General features: G+C 55.2%; 21 protein-coding genes. 9 read left to right on the top strand and 12 right to left on the bottom strand.

Annotated elements, in window-relative coordinates:
- Positions 1-28 precede the first annotated feature (28 nt).
- Positions 29-1,360 carry a murein DD-endopeptidase MepM gene (gene mepM, locus NP77_RS10215; protein ID WP_008925361.1) on the bottom strand — a complete coding sequence of 444 codons (1,332 nt, stop codon included), beginning with the start codon at positions 1,358-1,360 and terminating at the stop codon, positions 29-31.
- Between the two features lie 13 nt (positions 1,361-1,373).
- Positions 1,374-2,321 (bottom strand): zinc ABC transporter substrate-binding protein ZnuA, encoded by a 948-nt coding sequence (gene znuA, locus NP77_RS10210; RefSeq protein ID WP_039660044.1) that lies wholly within the window; start codon positions 2,319-2,321, stop codon positions 1,374-1,376.
- A gap of 77 nt (positions 2,322-2,398) precedes the next feature.
- Here znuA and znuC point away from each other — a divergent pair, with 77 nt between their 5' ends.
- Together znuC and znuB are read left to right on the top strand one after the other, a co-directional pair.
- Positions 2,399-3,154, top strand: coding sequence for a zinc ABC transporter ATP-binding protein ZnuC (gene znuC / locus NP77_RS10205; RefSeq protein ID WP_003849212.1), 756 nt, complete (start codon positions 2,399-2,401; stop codon positions 3,152-3,154).
- On the top strand, positions 3,151-3,936 hold the full coding sequence (znuB, locus tag NP77_RS10200; RefSeq protein ID WP_003849211.1) for a zinc ABC transporter permease subunit ZnuB: 786 nt from the start codon (positions 3,151-3,153) through the stop codon (positions 3,934-3,936). The genes znuC and znuB overlap by 4 nt, the downstream gene beginning before the upstream one ends.
- Here znuB and ruvB read toward each other — a convergent pair whose 3' ends face one another.
- The 6 genes from ruvB to aspS all read right to left on the bottom strand — a co-directional run bounded on the left by ruvB (position 3,937) and on the right by aspS (position 9,461).
- Positions 3,937-4,941 carry a Holliday junction branch migration DNA helicase RuvB gene (gene ruvB, locus NP77_RS10195; RefSeq protein ID WP_003849208.1) on the bottom strand — a complete coding sequence of 335 codons (1,005 nt, stop codon included), beginning with the start codon at positions 4,939-4,941 and terminating at the stop codon, positions 3,937-3,939.
- An 8-nt stretch (positions 4,942-4,949) separates the two neighbouring features.
- Positions 4,950-5,564 carry a Holliday junction branch migration protein RuvA gene (gene ruvA, locus NP77_RS10190; protein ID WP_003849207.1) on the bottom strand — a complete coding sequence of 205 codons (615 nt, stop codon included), beginning with the start codon at positions 5,562-5,564 and terminating at the stop codon, positions 4,950-4,952.
- Between the two features lie 96 nt (positions 5,565-5,660).
- Positions 5,661-6,188: a crossover junction endodeoxyribonuclease RuvC gene (gene ruvC, locus NP77_RS10185; RefSeq protein WP_003849205.1), complete on the bottom strand. Its 528-nt coding sequence runs from the start codon at positions 6,186-6,188 to the stop codon at positions 5,661-5,663.
- Between the two features lie 34 nt (positions 6,189-6,222).
- A complete protein-coding gene (locus NP77_RS10180) occupies positions 6,223-6,966 on the bottom strand; it encodes a YebC/PmpR family DNA-binding transcriptional regulator (protein ID WP_003849201.1) in 744 nt (247 codons plus the stop codon).
- Positions 6,967-7,251: 285 nt separating this feature from the next.
- Complete coding sequence (gene nudB, locus NP77_RS10175) at positions 7,252-7,683, bottom strand: dihydroneopterin triphosphate diphosphatase (protein ID WP_003849197.1); 432 nt, start codon at positions 7,681-7,683, stop codon at positions 7,252-7,254.
- Positions 7,683-9,461, bottom strand: a complete 1,779-nt coding sequence (gene aspS / locus NP77_RS10170; protein WP_008925362.1) for an aspartate--tRNA ligase — start codon at positions 9,459-9,461, stop codon at positions 7,683-7,685. Before aspS ends, nudB begins: the two co-directional genes overlap by 1 nt.
- Before the next feature lie 211 nt (positions 9,462-9,672).
- Between aspS and NP77_RS10165 the strand changes: the two genes are divergently transcribed.
- The 4 genes from NP77_RS10165 (at position 9,673) to cmoB (ending at position 12,734) form a co-directional block, all read left to right on the top strand.
- On the top strand, positions 9,673-10,494 hold the full coding sequence (locus tag NP77_RS10165; protein ID WP_003849190.1) for a DUF72 domain-containing protein: 822 nt from the start codon (positions 9,673-9,675) through the stop codon (positions 10,492-10,494).
- A gap of 69 nt (positions 10,495-10,563) precedes the next feature.
- Positions 10,564-10,959 (top strand): MAPEG family protein, encoded by a 396-nt coding sequence (locus NP77_RS10160; RefSeq protein ID WP_039660043.1) that lies wholly within the window; start codon positions 10,564-10,566, stop codon positions 10,957-10,959.
- 81 nt (positions 10,960-11,040) lie between these two features.
- The gene (gene cmoA / locus NP77_RS10155) at positions 11,041-11,769 is read left to right on the top strand and encodes a carboxy-S-adenosyl-L-methionine synthase CmoA (protein WP_003849187.1); all 729 of its coding nucleotides are present in this window, start codon (positions 11,041-11,043) and stop codon (positions 11,767-11,769) included.
- Entirely contained in the window at positions 11,766-12,734 is a 969-nt protein-coding gene (gene cmoB / locus NP77_RS10150; protein ID WP_039660042.1) for a tRNA 5-methoxyuridine(34)/uridine 5-oxyacetic acid(34) synthase CmoB, read from the top strand. Before cmoA ends, cmoB begins: the two co-directional genes overlap by 4 nt.
- A 3-nt stretch (positions 12,735-12,737) precedes the next feature.
- On the opposite strand, the gene NP77_RS10145 is transcribed toward cmoB, so the two are convergent.
- On the bottom strand, positions 12,738-13,361 hold the full coding sequence (locus NP77_RS10145) for a LysE family translocator (RefSeq protein ID WP_003849184.1): 624 nt from the start codon (positions 13,359-13,361) through the stop codon (positions 12,738-12,740).
- Positions 13,362-13,498: 137 nt separating this feature from the next.
- Between NP77_RS10145 and NP77_RS10140 the strand changes: the two genes are divergently transcribed.
- The gene (locus NP77_RS10140) at positions 13,499-14,596 is read left to right on the top strand and encodes a glycerol dehydrogenase (RefSeq protein WP_039660041.1); all 1,098 of its coding nucleotides are present in this window, start codon (positions 13,499-13,501) and stop codon (positions 14,594-14,596) included.
- 30 nt (positions 14,597-14,626) lie between these two features.
- On the opposite strand, the gene NP77_RS10135 is transcribed toward NP77_RS10140, so the two are convergent.
- Positions 14,627-15,472 carry a hypothetical protein gene (locus NP77_RS10135; RefSeq protein WP_039660038.1) on the bottom strand — a complete coding sequence of 282 codons (846 nt, stop codon included), beginning with the start codon at positions 15,470-15,472 and terminating at the stop codon, positions 14,627-14,629.
- A 290-nt stretch (positions 15,473-15,762) separates the two neighbouring features.
- Positions 15,763-16,515, bottom strand: a complete 753-nt coding sequence (cutC, locus tag NP77_RS10130; protein WP_003849180.1) for a copper homeostasis protein CutC — start codon at positions 16,513-16,515, stop codon at positions 15,763-15,765.
- Between the two features lie 85 nt (positions 16,516-16,600).
- Between cutC and NP77_RS10125 the strand changes: the two genes are divergently transcribed.
- Positions 16,601-17,746, top strand: coding sequence for a MalY/PatB family protein (locus NP77_RS10125; RefSeq protein ID WP_039660036.1), 1,146 nt, complete (start codon positions 16,601-16,603; stop codon positions 17,744-17,746).
- On the opposite strand, the gene NP77_RS10120 is transcribed toward NP77_RS10125, so the two are convergent.
- The gene (locus NP77_RS10120; RefSeq protein ID WP_052250641.1) at positions 17,743-18,333 is read right to left on the bottom strand and encodes a VOC family protein; all 591 of its coding nucleotides are present in this window, start codon (positions 18,331-18,333) and stop codon (positions 17,743-17,745) included. The genes NP77_RS10125 and NP77_RS10120 overlap by 4 nt on opposite strands.
- Before the next feature lie 284 nt (positions 18,334-18,617).
- Between NP77_RS10120 and NP77_RS23955 the strand changes: the two genes are divergently transcribed.
- The gene (locus NP77_RS23955) at positions 18,618-18,740 is read left to right on the top strand and encodes a hypothetical protein (protein ID WP_003849175.1); all 123 of its coding nucleotides are present in this window, start codon (positions 18,618-18,620) and stop codon (positions 18,738-18,740) included.
- Positions 18,741-18,877: the final 137 nt, after the last annotated feature.

Genomic DNA, 18,877 nt, shown 5'->3' with positions numbered 1-18,877 from the left:
GGTTTTTGTGCGATTTGACGAAATTCGCTTACTTCAGACCCAGCTGAGGCAACCAGGCTTTCACCTGCGCCATATAATCACTGCGATCTTTGCCAGTCAGACCTTCCATGCGCGGCAGTTTCGCCGTTAATGGGTTAACCGCCTGATTGTTGATCCAGATTTCGAAATGCAGATGCGGGCCGGTAGAGCGTCCGGTATTACCTGACAGCCCGATACGGTCGCCACGCTTCACTTTCTCACCGGGTTTCACCAGCACTTTCTTCATGTGCATATAGCGGGTCATATACTGACGGCCATGACGGATAGCTACATAGTTACCCGCAGCGCCGCCGTTCTTCGCCACGACAACCTCACCATCCCCGACTGCCAGCACGGGCGTACCGATTGGCAGCGCAAAGTCGACGCCTTTATGCGGCGCAATGCGACCGGTCACCGGATTAAGACGACGCGGATTAAAGTTCGATGAGACACGATACTGCTTAACCGTCGGGAAACGCATAAAGCCGCGCGCCAGACCGGAGCCGTTGCGATCGTAGAACTTGCCATCTTCAGCGCGGAAGGCGTAATAGTCTTTCCCGCCGCTACGCAGGCGCACACCCAGCAACTGGCTCTGTGCACTCTTACCCTCCAGCATTTCGCGTGACATCAGAACGCTGAACTGGTCTCCCGCACGCAGTTTGCGGAAGTCCATCTGCCACTGCATCGCTTTAATGACGGCGCTGGCTTCGGCACTGCTCAATCCCGCCCGCATGGCGCTGGCGGCAAAACTGCCGCGCACTTCACCCTGCATTACGCTGTTGCGCCATTCACCCTTCTGCATCTCCGCTTCCATCTTAAAGCCACCCGATGGGGTGCGCTCATAGGTGCGGGTTTCGCGGCGGGAAATTTCCCAGCTCAGGGTTTTCAGGCCGCCATCATCATCCAGCGTCCAGCTCAGTTGCTGACCCACCTGCAGATTACGCAGATCCCGGTCGCTTACCACCAGCGCGTTAATGTCGCTGATGTCGATGCCATACTGATTCAGTGCGCTGCTCAGGGTATCGCCGGATGAGACGGTGTAGTCGTGAACCCCAGCCATTTCCGGCGCGTCGGTGTCCACATCGTCCGCTGGCAGCTCTTCGTCCGGTTCCGGTGTGCTTTGATCGATCGGCTCACTGGCTTCCGGCAACAGCGTGCGGAGGGTGTTCTTATCCAGCTCAATGTTTTTAACGATGGGCGTCACATCATCCGTGGGATGATAAACGTAAGGCCGCCAGACAGCGACGGCCAGAGTGACGACAGTTAACGATCCCAGCATTACGCGGTGGGGGCGCGGCAAATTATTAAATGCGAGGGCGACAGAGCGGGCTATCTGCTGCACTTTTACCTATTCCTCATGCTCCATTCAGGCAGCTTTCATACTGGCTCGACAGTTGTGAGAGGAATTTCACATAGCTGTCTTTGGCTAAGCTGATGTCTGTGCCCAGAGGATCGAGTGTGCCTTTACGCACCTGCGTTCCACGGGAGACAGCATCGATGACTGCTGGCCTGAATTGTGGCTCAGCAAAGACGCAGACCGCCTTTTGCTCAACCAACTGTGTTCGTATCTGGTGTAAACGCTGAGCGCCCGGTTGAATTTCAGGATTGACGGTAAAGTGCCCGGTGGGCGAAAGACCGTAGTGCTTTTCAAAGTACGTGTAAGCGTCGTGAAAAACGAAATATCCTTTATCTTTAACCGGAGCAAGTTGTGCGCTAACGCGTTTGTCCGTGTCCGCCAAAGCTACCTCAAACTGCTGGAGGTTGGCGTCAAGTTTGGCTTTATCTTGCGGCATAAGTTCCAATAATTTTCCATGGATTGCAACCGCGGTTTTGCGCGCAATCTCTGGCGACAACCACAGGTGCATATTAAACTCGCCGTGATGATGGTGATGAGCATCTGCGTCCTGATCTTCGGATTTTTCCGCTGCATGTTCCTCTTCATCTTCACCACCGCTAATCAATAACGGTTTTACCCCGTCGATGTTCACCATGGCGAGGTTTTTTTGGGCTGGAAGTTCGGCTGCAGATTTCGCCATAAAGGCTTCCATTTCAGGCCCGACCCAGACAACTAAGTCCGCGTTTTTTAAGCGTTTTGCATCAGAAGGTCGCAGGGAGTAATCGTGTTCAGATGCCCCGTCTGGCAGCAGCACTTCTACCGGCGTGACGCCATCGGCGATGGCCGCAGCGATAAAACCTACCGGTTTGAGTGAAGCCACGACATTTGCCTGGGCAGGAAGGGTTAATAAAGCTGAAACAGTTAAAGCCCCTAAGGCGAAAATTGCGCCCTTTTTATTGTGTAACATATTGCGTCATTCCATCGTGACCATGAGGTGGAATGTGATATTATAACATTCGAAATTCTGTGCAACCTGTAAATACTATGACCCCACTTGTCACACTCGATAACGTTTCGATAAAGTTTAACCAGCGCAATGTGCTGTCTGGCGTCAGCCTGACCCTGCAGCCTGGTCGCATCCTCACTCTGCTGGGTCCCAACGGTGCCGGTAAATCAACACTGGTGCGTGTGGTGCTTGGCCTGCTTGCCCCGACGTCCGGTTCCGTTCAGCGTGATCCCGGCCTGCGTATTGGTTATGTCCCTCAGAAGCTGCACATCGATCCTACTCTGCCGGTAACAGTAGAGCGTTTTATGCGCCTGACGCGTGGCAGTAAAAACGCGGAGATTCTGCCGGCCCTGAAACGGGTGCAGGCGGGCCACCTGCTTCATTCGCCGCTGCAAAAACTGTCGGGTGGGGAAACTCAGCGTGTGCTGCTGGCCCGCGCGCTGCTGAATCAGCCTCAGCTGCTGGTGCTTGATGAGCCAACGCAGGGTGTGGATGTGAACGGTCAGGTTGCGCTGTATGACCTTATTAATCAGTTACGCGTGGAACTGAACTGCGCCGTGATGATGGTCTCCCACGATCTGCATCTGGTCATGGCAAAAACTGACGAAGTGCTGTGCCTTAACCACCACATCTGCTGTTCCGGTACCCCGGAAGCGGTCTCGCAACATCCGGAATTCATCGCGATGTTTGGCCCGCGTGGCGCAGAAGAGCTGGCGATTTACCGTCATCATCATAATCACCGTCACGACCTTCAGGGACGTATCGTTTTACGCAAAGGACAGGGTTCATCATGATTGAGTTGCTATTACCGGGCTGGATAGGCGGTGTGATGTTAGCGCTGGCTGCCGGTCCGCTGGGTTCGTTTGTGGTCTGGCGCAAGATGTCCTATTTCGGCGATACCCTGGCGCACGCCTCTCTGCTCGGGGTGGCATTTGGCCTGCTGTTAAATGTGAATCCTTACTATGCGGTGATTCTGGTCACTGTCTGCCTGGCGCTAGGCCTGGTCTGGCTGGAGCGTCGTCCGCATCTGGCTATTGATACCCTGCTGGGCATTATGGCGCACAGTGCGCTGTCGCTGGGTCTGGTGGTGGTCAGCCTGATGAAGAACGTGCGCGTCGATCTGATGGCGTATCTGTTTGGCGACCTGCTGGCGGTCACACCCGACGATCTCTGGATGATGGGTGGCGGCGTGGTGATCGTGCTGCTGGTGATGGCGTGGCAGTGGCGGTCGTTGCTGTCGATGACCATCAGCCCGGAGCTGGCGCAGGTCGATGGCGTCAATATCCAGCGTACCCGGTTGGTTCTGATGCTGGTCACGGCGCTGACAATTGGGGTAGCGATGAAGTTTGTCGGTGCGCTGATCATCACCTCACTGCTGATTATCCCGGCGGCGACCGCACGCCGTTTCGTGCGCTCACCGGAAGGCATGGCGGGCGTCGCGGTGGTCATCGGTGTGATTGCCGTCACCGGCGGTCTGACCTTCTCCGCGTTCTACGACACGCCTGCCGGGCCGTCGGTTGTGCTCTGCGCTGCCATCCTGTTTATCTTCAGCATGGTACGCAAACCGGCCATGTAGTTACTCTTCGCGCGTCATACCGAAGTGACGATAAGCATGCTGCGTGGCCATCCGGCCACGTGGTGTGCGCTGAATGAAGCCCTGCTGAATCAGGAAGGGTTCAATCACATCTTCAATGGTTTCCCGCTCTTCACCAATGGCAGCAGCCAGGTTGTCCAGCCCCACCGGCCCACCCATAAATTTGTCGATGATCGCCAGCAGCAGTTTACGGTCCATATAATCGAACCCTTCGCTGTCAACGTTAAGCATATCCAGCGCGCTGCAGGAGACTTCACCGCTGAGATCACCGTTTGCCCGCACTTCTGCGAAGTCACGAACGCGACGCAGCAGGCGGTTGGCGATACGCGGTGTGCCGCGTGCGCGACGGGCGATCTCTAATGCCCCTTCATCACTCAGCGCCAGGCCCAGACAGGCGGCACTGCGACCCACGATATGCTGCAGATCTTTAACCTGATAGAACTCCAGACGCTGCACAATGCCAAAACGGTCGCGCAGCGGCGAGGTCAGCGAGCCAGCACGCGTGGTGGCACCAATCAGCGTAAACGGCGGCAGATCGAGTTTGATTGAACGCGCAGCCGGGCCTTCACCAATCATGATATCCAGCTGATAATCTTCCATCGCCGGGTAGAGTATCTCTTCCACTACTGGTGAGAGGCGATGGATTTCATCGATAAACAGGACGTCATGGGGCTCAAGGTTGGTCAGCATCGCCGCCAGATCGCCCGCCTTCTCCAGCACCGGACCGGATGTGGTGCGCAGATTGACGCCCATCTCATTGGCCACGATGTTGGCCAGAGTGGTTTTACCCAGCCCTGGTGGACCGAAGATCAACAGATGATCGAGCGCATCGCCGCGCAGTTGCGCTGCCTTGATGAATATTTCCATCTGCTCACGCACCTGCGGCTGACCGACATATTCGGTCAGCATCTTCGGGCGAATCGCGCGGTCAATAACCTCTTCTTCGCTGATACTGGCAGCGGAGATCAGGCGGTCGGCTTCTATCATGACTTACCTCAAATGGCGGCGCGTAGCGCTTCGCGGATCAGGGTTTCGCAATCCGCATCCGGTCGACCGACTTTACTGATCATACGGCTCGCTTCCTGCGGTTTATAACCCAGTGAAACCAGCGCTGCAACCGCTTCGGATTCCGCATCATTGGTTTCCGGCTCGGCGCTCGGCGTGGTGAGCGTAAACGCAGAATCGCCGCCAAACAGGTCGCCGTGCATCCCTTTGAAGCGGTCCTTCATCTCGACCACCAGTCGCTCAGCCGTCTTCTTGCCCACACCGGGCAGTTTAACGAGTGATGCGATCTCTTCTTTCTCGACGGCAGTCACAAACTGCTGCGCCGACATGCCGGAGAGGATCGCCAGCGCCAGCTTGGGCCCGACGCCATTCACTTTAATCAGTTCGCGAAACAGCGCGCGCTCCTGCTTGCTGTTAAAACCAAACAGCAACTGCGCATCTTCACGCACCACAAAATGGGTAAAAATCACCGCTTCGTGCTGAAGTTCAGGCAACTCATAAAAACAGGTCATGGGCATGTAAATTTCATAGCCGACGCCGTGTGCCTCAAGCAGCACCAGTGGCGGCTGCTTTTCCAGAATATTGCCCCGTAAACGACCTATCACCTGAATGCTTCCTTAACTAAAGAATGTGGCGGATTTTATAACATAAAAAAGGCTGGATGAATATCCAGCCTGAGAGTGAGACCTGAGCGATAAGCGCTAACCTGAGCGCAATCGTCCGCGCGTCAGCACCAGCTTGCTGTCACTCATGCGCGCCGCGTTTTGGGCCACGTGACAATGAGTGATGGCTATCGCCAGGGCATCGGCGGCATCCGCCTGCGGGTTTGCGGGCAGCTTCAGCAGGGTTCGCACCATGTGCTGCACCTGACTTTTCTCGGCGCTGCCGATGCCAACCACGGTCTGTTTCACCTGACGGGCGGCATACTCAAACACCGGCAGATCGTGGTTAACCGCGGCAACAATGGCGGCACCGCGCGCCTGGCCGAGCTTCAGCGCCGAGTCGGCATTCTTCGCCATAAACACCTGTTCAATGGCGAAGAAATCGGGTGAAAACTGCGTGATGATTTCGCAGACGCCCGCATAAATAAGCTTCAGACGGGCGGGCAACTCGGTGGTATTGGTGCGGATACAGCCGCTGCCCAGATAGGTGAGCTGGCGGCCAGTCTGACGAATAACACCATAACCGGTGATGCGTGAGCCGGGATCAATTCCCAGGATAATCGACATTACGCCTCTCCGGTTAACAGGGCGGCAGACGCCATTACAGCGTTTCCGCCACCTCGTCGGAGATCTCACCGTTGTGATAAACCTCCTGCACATCGTCGCAATCTTCCAGCATGTCGATCAGACGCAGCAGTTTTGGTGCGGTTTCCGCATCCATTTCGGCTTTGGTCGTCGGGATCATCGCCACTTCTGCGGTATCCGCTTTCAGACCAAGTGCTTCCAGTGCATCACGCACCGTGCCCATCTCTTCCCATGCGGTGAAAACATCAATCGCGCCGTCGTCATAGGTGACAACGTCTTCGCCGCCCGCTTCCAGGGCCGCTTCCATTACCGCATCTTCATCCTGACCTGGCGCAAAAGAGATCACGCCTTTCTTGTTGAACAGGTAAGCCACGGATCCGTCAGTACCCAGGTTGCCACCGGTTTTGGTAAAGGCGTGACGCACTTCACCCACGGTACGGTTACGATTGTCACTGAGGCATTCAATCATGATGGCTGAACCGCCTGGACCATAACCTTCATAAATGATGGTTTCCATGTTGGCGTTGTCATCGCCGCCCACACCGCGCGCGATAGCGCGATCCATGGTGTCGCGGGTCATGTTGTTCGCCAGCGCTTTATCCATCGCGGCACGCAGACGCGGGTTTGAGCCCGGATCACCACCGCCCAGCTTGGCCGCTGTCACCAGTTCACGAATGATTTTGGTGAAGATTTTGCCGCGCTTAGCATCCTGCGCCGCCTTACGGTGTTTGGTGTTTGCCCACTTACTGTGTCCTGCCATTTTAACGTTTCTCCGATCTTTTACAGGGTGCAGGCTATCCTGGCTGCGAGCCTGTTTACCGTCGGTGCTTACACCGTTTTTAAAAACCCGTGTACCCGCTTTGGGCGAGCATCGCGCATGATCATCACGTACAACAGTATGCTGATGACTTCACGCGGGTGGTAAACAACGTCGCAGCGTAGATGATGCCTGGCTGTTCAATATATTGGTGAAGTCCTGTTAAAACTCACCAGATTCATAAAATTTAATCTATCCGCCGCCGGAATACCGGGCGATGGCGAGCATTCAGATAAATTCTTCAATTGCCTGGCGGTTACTCCATGATCGGGTTAATGCTGCAGCGTCAGCAGGTGCCAGCCAGCGAAACGCCAGATGCTCCGTGAGCGTCACATCGCGCTCTTCCGGCAGTTGCAGGCGAAACCAGTGCTCGTGATTATGGGTGACATCAGGCGCATAGCGATGGCGGAAATGGGGAAAGATTTCAAAGTCGATTTGACGATGACAATCCTCCACCTCCAGCTGCTCAGTCAGCACGTCAATGCCGACCTCCTCATTCACTTCACGACACGCGGTCGCCAGCGGTGACTCCCCCGTTTCCAGGCTGCCGGTAACCGACTGCCAGAATGAGGGATCGTCACGCCGCTGCAGCATCAACACCCGGCCAGTATCGCGCGCCGAAATAACCACCAGCACTGAAACCGGGTGTTTATAGCCCATTATTTAATCTCAGGCTTTTCTTTTTTAATGACCTGAATGCCCAGTTCCAGCAGAGAAGCCGGGTTCGCTTCGCTTGGCGCTTCGGTCATCATGCAGGCTGCCGCCGTGGTTTTCGGGAACGCAATAACGTCACGAATGTTGTCGGTGCCGGTCAGCAGCATGGTCAGGCGATCCAGACCAAACGCCAGGCCCGCATGCGGTGGTGTACCGAATTTAAGCGCATCCAGCAGGAAGCCAAACTTCTCGCGCTGCTCGTGCTCTTCAATACCCAGAATGCTGAACACCGTCTGCTGCATTTTGCCGTTGTGGATACGCACTGAACCGCCGCCCACTTCATAACCGTTGATCACCATGTCGTAGGCATTCGCCACGGCACGGGTTGGATCCGCAGCCAGCTCTTCTGCGCTCATCTCTTTTGGTGCAGTGAACGGATGGTGCATCGCAGCCAGACCGCCTTCCTCGTCCTCTTCGAACATCGGGAAGTCGATCACCCACAGCGGTGCCCAGGCTTTTTCATCGGTGATGTTCAGCTCGCGACCCACTTTCAGGCGCAGCGCACCCAGTGCATCCGCAACCACTTTGGCGCGATCGGCGCCAAAGAAGATGATGTCGCCATCCTGTGCGCCGGTGCGGCTCAGAATGCCTTCAACGATTTCTGCATTCAGGAACTTGGCAACCGGACTCTGCACGCCCTCCAGGCCGTCCGCGCGGACGTTGACTTTCATCCACGCCAGGCCTTTCGCGCCGTAAATTTCTACGAACTTGCCATATTCATCAATCTGCTTACGGCTCAGCTGCGCACCGGTTGGCACACGCAGTGCCGCAACACGGCCTTTTTCGTCGTTAGCCGGGCCAGAGAAGACCTGGAACTCCACATTTTTCAGCAGGTCACCCACGTCCACCAGCTCCATCGGGTTACGCAGATCCGGCTTATCAGAACCGTAACGATGCATCGCTTCCGCAAAGGTCATCTGCGGGAACTCGCCGAGATCAACGCCCTGCACGTCCTGCCACAGATTGCGGATTAAACGCTCCATAATTTCACGCACCTGCGGCGCGGTCATAAAGGAGGTTTCAACGTCGATCTGGGTAAATTCAGGCTGACGATCGGCACGTAAATCTTCATCGCGGAAGCATTTAACGATCTGATAGTAGCGGTCAAAACCTGACATCATCAGCAGCTGTTTGAACAGCTGCGGTGACTGCGGCAGCGCGTAGAACTTGCCTTTATGAACCCGGCTAGGCACCAGATAGTCACGCGCGCCTTCTGGCGTCGCTTTGGTCAGCATCGGGGTTTCGATATCCAGGAACCCTTCGTCATCCATAAAGCGGCGAACAAAGCTGGTGATTTTCGCGCGGGTCTTCAGACGCGTCACCATCTCAGGACGACGCAGATCCAGATAGCGGTATTTCAGGCGCGCTTCTTCGCTGTTGGTCTGATTAGAGTCCAGCGGCAGTGGCTCAGAGCGGTTGATGATGGTCAGCGCCTGGGCAAACACTTCGACTTCGCCGGTCGCCATGTCGCTGTTTTTATTCTTCTCATCACGCGCACGCACGGTGCCGGTGATCTGGATGCAGAATTCGTTACGCAGTTCAGAAGCCAGCTTAAATGCGTCCTGACGATCGGGATCGAAAAACACCTGCACGATGCCTTCACGGTCGCGCATGTCGATAAAAATCAAACTGCCCAGATCGCGACGGCGATTTACCCAGCCGCAAAGCGTGACTTGCTGACCTACATGAGACAGATTGAGCTGTCCGCAATATTCTGTACGCATAACACTATCCTTTTAACTTCGCCGCTGCAGCTGACAGCATCCGGCCGCGTTACCTGTTGCGATGCTGTCGCAAAAATGGCGGTCATTATAATGGAAAAAGCCAGGCAGGATAAGCAGATCCACGCCAAAGCACCGATTTCCTGTGTGCATTTGCCCACCTGACCGAACATAGAAGATAATGGGGCATCTTAACCCATCGCCAGGAGCGCGCGTGACACTTCGTATTGGCCTGCCCCAGTGGGGGCATTCACACTGGAAACGCTGGGGTATCACGAGCCTGGCGGACTATGCCCGATACTTCCATTGTGTAGAGGGAAACACCACGCTTTATGCGCTGCCTGATACCGAAACGGTGATGCGCTGGCGCGATATGACGCATGATGCGTTTCGCTTCTGCTTTAAGTTTCCCAACACCATCAGCCATCAGGCGGCGCTACAGCACAGTGACGACCTGCTGACCGATTTCCTGCGCCTGATGGAGCCGCTGGCCGATCGCATCGGTCAGTACTGGCTGCAGCTGCCTGCCAGCTTCTCTCCGGCGCAGATCGCCGATCTGTGGCGCTTTCTGGATAGTTTGCCGCGTCGTTTTCACTACGGCGTCGAAGTCCGCCATCCCGCTTTCTTTGCCAAAGGTGACGCAGAGCGGGCGCTGAATCGCGGATTGCTTGAGCGCGGCATCAATCGCGTCATGCTGGACAGCCGCCCGGTTCACGCCTCCACCTCGCAAAGCCCGGCAGCGCTGGTGGCCCGTGCTCAGAAGCCTAAAGTGCCGCCTCATGCCTTACGAACCGGCTCGCAGCCAATGGTCCGTTTTATCGGCAGCGACAGTGTGGAAGAGACCGTGCCGCTGTTTCAGATCTGGCGTGACAAGCTCTCGCAATGGCAGCAACAGGGCGACGCCATGTTGTTTCTGCATACGCCCGATATGGGTCAGGTGTTTCCGCTGGTGCAGGCGCTATGGCCGCAGCTGCAGCAGATCGATCCGGCTATCGGCAATGGACCCGACTGGCCGCAACAGACATCACTGTTTTGATCACTGCACAGGACAGCGTGCTGTACGCTGGATAGAATAGCCACTTTACGGATGGATACCGGAGTGACAATGATTAGCGCGTTATACGTCGTACTGGGTGCATTGCTGGTAATGAAATTTACACTGGACGTGGTGCGTTACCGCCGTTTCTATCGCGTGGCGTATGGCGATGGCGGCTATCACGACCTGAAAATGGCGATTCGCATTCACGGCAATGCCATCGAAACTATCCCGCTGGCGCTGTTGCTGCTGGTGATGATGGAGATGAATGGCGCCGATATCTGGATGGTGCATCTCACTGGCCTGCTCTTTTTCATCAGCCGGTTACTCCATGCCTGGGGTTTACGCAGCAGCGCCATGGCTGGCCGTAAATATGGCATGCTGCTGACGCTGTTTTCCCTGTGCGGCATGGTCATTTTTAATCTTATTTATCTGCCGTGGGAACTGGTGCTGACACTCCATTAAGTCGCCCTGGGTTAAGGGGTGCAGGCCGCCCCACTTTCTGCGAGAATAGCGCCCTTTCCGTCGTCTCTTCGGATTTTCGATATGTCTGACCGCGATCAACTCTTCTCAGCGCCCATTGCAAAACTGGGCGACTGGACCTTTGACGAGCGTGTAGCTGAAGTCTTTCCAGACATGATTCAGCGCTCGGTGCCGGGCTATTCCAACATCATTTCGATGATTGGCATGCTGGCAGAACGTTTTGTTACGCCCGACAGCACGGTTTATGACCTGGGCTGCTCGCTGGGCGCCGCCACCCTCTCGGTGCGCCGCAATATTCATGTCCCGGGTTGCCAGATCATCGCAGTGGATAACTCCCCGGCGATGGTGGAGCGTTGCCGTCGTCATCTGGATGCGTTTCGCGCTGATACGCCGGTGACGGTGCTGGAAGCGGATATCCGTGATATTGACATAGAAAACGCCTCGCTGGTGGTGCTTAACTTTACGCTGCAGTTTCTGGAGCCACCCGCACGTCTGGCTCTGCTGGAAAAAATCTGGCAGGGACTTAAACCCGGTGGCGCGCTGGTGCTGTCGGAGAAATTCAGTTTTGAAGATGCCGAAGTCGGTGAACTGTTGTTCAACATGCACCATGACTTCAAGCGCGCCAACGGCTACAGCGAACTGGAAATCAGCCAGAAACGTAGCATGCTGGAAAATGTGATGCTGACTGACAGCGTCGAAGCCCATAAAGCCCGCCTGAAACAGGCCGGTTTCTCGCACGCCGAACTCTGGTTCCAGTGCTTTAATTTTGGATCTCTGGTGGCGTTGAAATGATCGACTTTGGCCGTTTTTATCAGCAAATTGCCGTAGGTCCACTGGCGAAGTGGCTGGAAGTTTTACCGGCGCAAATCAGCGAGTGGCAGCGTGAAAACCTGCATGGGCACTTCCGTGACTGGTACAAGTCGCTGGAGTATCTGCCGCTGCTGGAGCCGCAAAAGCTCGACCTGCTGCATAGTGTCACCGCCGACCGCGATGACATCAGCGATCGTCATCGTCAGGGTATTGAGAAATTACTGCGTAACCTGATGCCATGGCGCAAAGGGCCCTATTTCCTCTATGGCACCCATATCAACACTGAGTGGCGTTCTGACTGGAAATGGGAGCGTGTCCTGCCGCATATATCCTCGCTGGCGGGCCGGACGGTGCTGGATATTGGCTGTGGCAGCGGTTATCACATGTGGCGAATGATTGGTGCGGGTGCGCATCTGGTGGTCGGCATTGATCCGATGCAGCTCTTCCTGGTGCAGTTTGAAGCCGTGCGTAAGCTGCTCAACGATGATCGCCGGGCGCACATGCTGCCGCTGGGTATTGAACAGTTACCGGCGTTACAGGCATTTGATACCGTATTTTCGATGGGTGTGCTCTACCATCGCCGTTCCCCGCTGGATCACCTGTTACAGCTGAAAAATCAGCTGGTGAGCGGCGGTGAACTGGTGCTGGAGACGCTGGTGATTGAGGGCGATGTGAATCAGGTGCTGGTGCCCGGTGAACGCTATGCGCAGATGCGTAACGTCTTCTTTATCCCCTCCGCCGAGGCGCTGAAAAGCTGGCTGGAGAAAAGCGGCTTTGTCGATGTACGGATTGTCGATTTCGCCCTGACCACCACCGAAGAACAACGTCGGACAGACTGGATGACCAGCGAGTCGCTGGCGGAATTCCTCGATCCCGATGATCCGAGCAAAACGGTTGAGGGCTATCCGGCTCCGCTGCGCGCCGTGCTGGTCGCCACCAAACCTTAAATCTCAGCGGCGAGACAACGCCAGTTTCGCCGCAAATCCAATAAACACGCAGCCGGTCAGGCGATCCATCACCTTTAATACCCGCGGTTTTTGCAGATGACCCGCAAAATAGTGACTGCCGCCGATTAACACGGCATTCCATATCAGCCCCAGCAGCATATGTGCCAGCGCCATCAGTGTGCACCAGAGCGCCACTGACGCCCCGGCCGGAATAAACTGTGGCAGGAAGGTGACGTAAAACACGCCCACTTTTGGATTCAGCAGATTCCCCATCAACCCCCGACTGAAGCAGGCCAGATAACCCTGCGACCTGGCAGGCTGTTCGTCCACGATGAGCGGTTGCTGACGCGGTTTAAGCAGTAGCCTGATACCGAGCCAGAGCAGCCAGGCCGCCCCCATCCACTTCAGCAGGTTGTATGCAATTTCAGAGGCCAGCAATAGCGCACCCAGCCCCAGGCCTACCGCCACTCCCCAGATCAGACAGCCCAGCGTCACGCCGAGCGCGGTGGCGCAGGCGCGCTGCCAGCCCTGCGCGATAGCGGTTCGCAGCACCAGTGCGGTGTCAAATCCGGGTGTGAGCGTCAGAATGGTTATCGCAAGCAGAAATGAAAAGAGCATTGCGCTCATCATGATTTCTCCGTTATCTCCTGGGTGTTCACGCAGCTTAACAGCTCCGGTGACCGCAATCCTTCATCAACTGTCACTCTTCCCGGATTGTGCCAGACTGGATCAGGTTGATTCATTCATATCAGGGAGTTTTGATTATGAGTAAATTTATTTTTTCCTCACCCCGTAAATATGTACAGGGCGCAGGAGTGCTGGACGAGCTGGGAACGTATCTGACTGAACTGGGCGATCAGGCTTTTCTGGTGGCTGACAACACGGTCTGGACGTTGATTGGCGAACGGACGCAACACGCCCTGCATTCCGCTGGCGTGACATTCAGCTGGCAGCAATTCAATGGCGAAGCCTCGAGTAATGAGATTTCCCGACTCAGTGCGCTCGCAAAAAGTCAGGACTGTAATGTGATTGTCGGCCTGGGCGGGGGAAAAACGCTGGATACGGTTAAAGCGGTGGCGGATGAACTTAAACTGCCGGTGGCTATCGTGCCAACCATTGCGTCCACCGATGCGCCCTGTAGCGCCCTGTCGGTCATCTATTCTGACAGCGGTGTATTCGAGAGCTATCGCTTTTACAGCAAAAATCCAGATTTGGTGCTCGTGGACACGGCAGTCTGCGCCAGTGCGCCAGCACGGCTATTTGCATCAGGCATTGCAGATGGACTGGCGACCTGGGTTGAAGCGCAGGCCGTGGCACGTTCGCATGCGAAATCAATGGTTAACGGTGATCCGACACTTGCCGGACTGGCCATTGCCCGAGCCTGTGAAGAAACGCTTCTTACATGGGGTTACAGCGCCTATGTTGCCGTTTCCGAAAAACGGGTAACGCCAGCGGTGGAAGCGGTCGTTGAGGCCAACACGCTGCTCTCGGGACTGGGGTTTGAGAACGGTGGTCTGGCAGCCGCCCACGCGATTCATAATGGTTTTACCGCCATCGATGGCGATATCCACCATCTGACTCATGGCGAGAAAGTTGCCTATGGCACGCTGACGCAGATGGTGCTTGAGAAGCGTACGGATGAGGATATTGCGCGCTATATACGCTTTTATCGCGCTATCAATATGCCAACCACACTCCGGGAGCTGCATCTGGAAAATGAAAGCTGGGAGAATCTGGTGAAAGTGGGGGCGCTGGCAAACAGTGAGGGAGATACGCTGAAAAACCTCAACCCACACCTGTCACCCGAAGATATCGCAAACGCCCTGCTGGCACTGGATGCCTTTAGTCAGACCGTAAAATAGGTCAGGAACGGGCGATCACCCGATCGCCTGTTACTCTTCTGTCGCAGGCTGGTTCCAGTACTCATATTTGTAGGCCGAACTGAGGTGGCGCTCGATAGTGCCACGCGTAAAGATCTCGGTCTCATGCAGATAGCTGAGTGTACAGTTGCCGACCTCATCCCATAACTGGCACTCATCAACCGACCGGATGGTGCTGAGCGGTGTGGTCTCGGTGACGTTAAGTCTTACTTCACGCCATTGAGGATCATAGGTGTATTCGTCGGTGCCTCTTGCAGATGTGGTGCGCGTGACCAGACCTTTTGGGTTCCAGTGATAGTGAAATTCACCGTTGGTCAGCGGATCGCTGCCGCGCGCCACGCTCTTCTCCAGCCGTAGCTGGGGATCATAGCGATAGGTGATGTCGGTAAAGCCGCTTTTCCCCATGCTGGTAAATCTATCAGAGGCGCTGGTGATCGTGCCATGCCGGCCTTTCTGCCAGTTAATCGTTCCCTGTCGATTATCCACGACGACTTCCTTACCTTCTTTCAGTACTTTGACCAGATAGGCGTATTCCGCCACCCAGCCGCCCTGCACTCTGGCGATATGTTGCTCCATGCTGAGAATCACATTACGTTCGCTTTTATCGTAGCTGACGTCGGCGACGGTCAGATCGCCGCAGGCGTCAAACTGCCCCAGCACCCGCTTTTGCGAGTTCACATCTTTGCCAAACTCGCCCGCAATCACCTGCTTCACAGCGCCTTTCGCGTTTCCCCCCAGCAGAATAAGGTTATTGCTGTTTGCAACGGCCGCATTATTCGGGCTGCAGGCGCTGGCCGCTGCGCTTTCAGTCCAGGCAGTCAGCATCAGGCTTAAAACAAGAATCTGATTGCGTTTCATAGGGTAATTTCCAGGCGACGTTGCTTTCAGTGTAAACGCTGTGGTGATAAACAGCGCCAATCTTTGACGATTCCGGCCTGCAGTGCTTTAAAAGATGAGAGAGGTGAAAAGGCACAAACGTCAGATATCATCTCCCCCTCACATCATGACAATGCCAGAGAACCCCGGAATAAGGTCACTGCACTTGAGAGGGCTTCAGACAAAAAGAACCCCAGCAAGAATACTGGGGTTTGGTACTTGCAAACACCACGTCAAGAATCGGCGTGCTGCGCGGCAAAATCTGTTGTGATTCAGGCGACCCGAACGGTGCTCATCTGCATCACACTTTTCATCGCCTCAACGACATCGCCGTCTACACAGTAGCGGCTGAACTCATCGCTTTCGGCTTCAGAACACATGGAGACCCCCGCTTTGCGGTAGCGCATCGGCGACACCATCAGGCGACTTGCCGAGCTGTGAACTTCATCAATCCCCATGTCGAGAAACTTTTGCAGGTTGCTGAGACGAACCCCGGCACCCGCCATAATAATAGGACCGGTGCTGGCCTCATTTAGTTCCCTGAGGAGTGCAATTCCGTTTTCAGCACTGTGTTGCTGACCGGATGTCAGAATGCGCGCCACCCCCAAATCTGTTAATTCTTCCAGCGCTCGCTTAGGGCTGTGGCACAGATCGAAGGCGCGATGGAACGTCACTGACAGGCCGTCACACAGCGCCATAATCTGCCGCATCTGACCATGATGGATATGCGCGTCCTCATCAAGCATCCCAATGACCAGCCCCGGAAAACCCAGTTCGCGTATCAACGCCACATCCGATTTCATCGCTTCAAACTCGCGCGCGGTATAACAAAAGTCACCACCCCGTGGCCGGACAATAGGATGAACCGGGATTGAAACCTCGCGCCGGGCGGCATTCAGCATTCCTGCCGATGGGGTCAGACCACCCTCACGCGGTGCGGCACAAAGTTCAACCCGATCGGCGCCCGCCTGTTGTGCGGTCACGGCGCAATCCACGCCATAGCAGCAAATTTCCAGTGTGGTCATTCTCTTCTCCTTTACATGACTCTGGTTCAAGGCAGATTCATCAGTTAGTCTGGCTGCTGATATGAGTTTACCGGGAAAGTTAACTATGGCATTCAATTTCGACCAACGGATAGACCGTCGTCACAGCGATAGCCTTAAATGGAACAAATATGCGGACCAGGACATTCTGCCGTTGTGGGTGGCAGATACCGATTTCCGATCGCCTGACTGCGTTATCGATGCGATCAAAACCCGCGCCGGGCATGGCATTTTCGGCTATGGCGATACGCCGGTAGCGTTTCTCGACAGCGCAGTTGCGTGGCTCGCCTCACGCTATCAGTGGCACGTCAATCCGGAATGGATTGTGGTTTTACCCGGCGTGGTGAGTGGACTGAATCTCGCCGTGCGTGCCTTCACTGCATCGGACGAGCTGACGATTTCTCCCACGCCGATCTATCCACCGTTTCGCGGGGCGGCAAAACTGGCAGAGCGAGGTCAGATCAATGTGCCTGTCACGTTGCAACAGGGGCGCTGGCTGCTGGATCTGGATGCAGCCGAAGAACAGACTAGGGGTAAAGAACGGCTGTTAATGCTGTGTAACCCGCAGAATCCGGGCGGCACGGTCTATCGCCAGGACGAACTACAGGCGCAGCTGGAATTCGCCCGGAAACACAATCTGATTGTCTGTTCCGACGAGATCCACAGCGATTTGCTACTGGAACCGGGCGTGCAGCACATTCCGTTTGCTTCGCTAAGTGAGGATGCGGCCCAGCGAAGTGTCACGCTGATGTCGCCCTCCAAGAGTTTCAATATCGCCGGTCTGGGTGCGTCCATCGCCATCATACCGAATGCTGAACTGCGCGCGCGCTTTAACCGGGTGCGACGCGGCATTGTGCCGGATGTAGATATTCTGGCCATCACCGCAGCAGCAGCAGCCTGGCGCGAAGGTGAGCCCTGGCTGAAGGCACAGAATGCTTACCTGCGCAGTAACCGGGACTGGCTGGTATCTCAGGTCAATAAAATGCCGGGTCTGTCAGTTGCCACGCCGGAAGCAACCTACCTGGCCTGGATTGATGCCAGCGCGCTGGGTGTGGCCAGTCCTGCCCTCTATTTTGAGAAGCACGGACTGGGCTTAACCGCCGGACGTGAGTTCGGCAACGACCAGTTTGTCCGGCTCAATTTCGGCTGTACCCGAGCGCTACTGGACGAGGCGGTTGCCCGACTGAAACGCGCCGTGGCTGCCCGCATTTAGTGCTGCTCACTGGCGACAATTTCCTCCAGTCGCCACGGATGAAACTTGATGGTTGTCTGCCCGTCCGTCACCGCCAGGGTCGGATTAGGCAGACGCTCATTCTCGCCCTGCGGTGAGCTGGTTTTAAAGGAAAGGCCGGGCTGCGTCAGTGCCTCATCAGACAATAATGCCATCGCGCGCATGCCCAGCGTTCGATGATCGCCACGTAACACCACTTCAATGTGCTCCCAGCCTTCATGGCGATAACGCTTCTCACACGGCCACGGCAGCTCAACCACATCGATCTCTCTGCCCGCCACAACCAGTGGATCATGTAGTTTAAACAGGCAAATCTGCCGTCCGTTAATCATCGTCGCGGAAAACTGCGTACCCATCTGCTGCAGGCCTTGCTGCCAGCGGATCGCCGTCGTGTCCTGATGACAACGCACCGAAATATGGTCCACTTCAAGATCGTTAAGGCGCAAACCAAGTTGCTGCGCAAAACTTTGCAACGATTTTTCAAAACGCCTTAAATCTGTCTTTAAATCGTCCAATTCTGCCGGAAAAGATCGCTCTGACACCGTAAATCCTCTCAATTTGTTTAGCATTTATAAACAGTCTCGTTTATGGAGCGCCGCGTGCCTGACGTCACATAATGATAAGATTCATCTTATTTGGACTGAAATTTAACGCAAAACCTCATAATAACATCTTTCATTTCGGATTTATCTCCTGTTTAGGGCCATAAGTTCCTTGATGAAAGTGAGTTAACTGTATGATTATAATCAACTTCTTTAATACAATAAGATAAGTCTCAATTGACTGATAAACAATTGCAGCATTCTCTGCCTTCCTATAAATTTGACCTAACACAAACAAAAGGAATGGCTATATGTCTATGCTCATCGTTGTCGCTGTACTGATCGCACTGATGGGATTCGCAATTGCGCGCCACTGGAAGGTGCTTGAAGATAAAAGCGTAAAGAACCCACGTCGTCATCTGCGACGTCGTTAACGCCTCCGGGAAACATCTTCTTCAGCTCTGTTTCCCCGCTTCATCCAACTGCTGACGCCCATCCACATTTCACGTATACTTTTCCCCTCATTTTTTTCCATTTTGTCTGCCCCATCCGTTTCTGCCCCGCCGTAACG

The sequence above is a fragment of the Pantoea sp. MBLJ3 genome, from assembly GCF_000816655.1.
Classification (GTDB): domain Bacteria; phylum Pseudomonadota; class Gammaproteobacteria; order Enterobacterales; family Enterobacteriaceae; genus Pantoea; species Pantoea eucalypti.
This window is presented reverse-complemented; position numbering and strand designations above follow the sequence as displayed.